Genomic DNA, 727 nt, shown 5'->3' with positions numbered 1-727 from the left:
GAGCCTTAACAGGGCGACTTGAGTCCCGCGCCGCGGACGCGAAGCCGGGTGAGCTATCCGTGGGCAGGCTGAAGCGGGGGTAAGACCCCGTGGAGGGCCGAACGCACGTCGGTTGAAAACGGCGGCGATGACCTGCGGATAGGGGTGAAAGGCCAATCAAACCCGGAGATATCTCGTTCTCCCCGAAATAGCTTTAGGGCTAGCGTCGCGCGTTCACCGCCGGAGGTAGAGCACCGGATGGACGAGGGGGCTTCGCCGCCTACCGAATCCAACCGAACTCCGAATGCCGGCGGCCCAGAGCGCGGCAGTCAGAGCATGTGGGCTAAGCTGTGTGCTCGAGAGGGAAACAGCCCGGACCGCCCGCTAAGGTCCCCAAGTTCCAGCCGAGTGGCAAAGGATGTGCGTCCGCCCAGACAACCAGGATGTTGGCTTAGAAGCAGCCATGCATTCAAAGAGTGCGTAACAGCTCACTGGTCGAGTGGACATGCGCCGACAATACACGGGGCTAAGCTGGACACCGAAGCGGCGGGATTCTAATTCATCAGAATCGGTAGGGGAGCTTCCCATGGGCGGAGAAGCCGGAGGGCGACCGACGGTGGAGCGCATGGGAGTGAGAATGCTGGCATGAGTAGCGAGAGACGAGAGAGTAACTCGTCCGCCGTGAACCCGAGGTTTCCTGGGCAAGGCTAATCCTCCCAGGGTCAGTCGGGGGCTAAGGCGAGGCCGG

At 62.2% G+C, this 727-nt stretch carries 1 rRNA gene; it reads left to right on the top strand.

What is annotated here, in order from left to right:
- Positions 1–727, top strand: a 23S ribosomal RNA gene (locus ACTNA2_RS09075); the annotation flags it as partial.

Source organism: Collinsella sp. HCP28S3_E9, assembly GCF_052065455.1.
In the GTDB taxonomy this organism is placed as follows: domain Bacteria; phylum Actinomycetota; class Coriobacteriia; order Coriobacteriales; family Coriobacteriaceae; genus Collinsella.
This window is presented reverse-complemented; position numbering and strand designations above follow the sequence as displayed.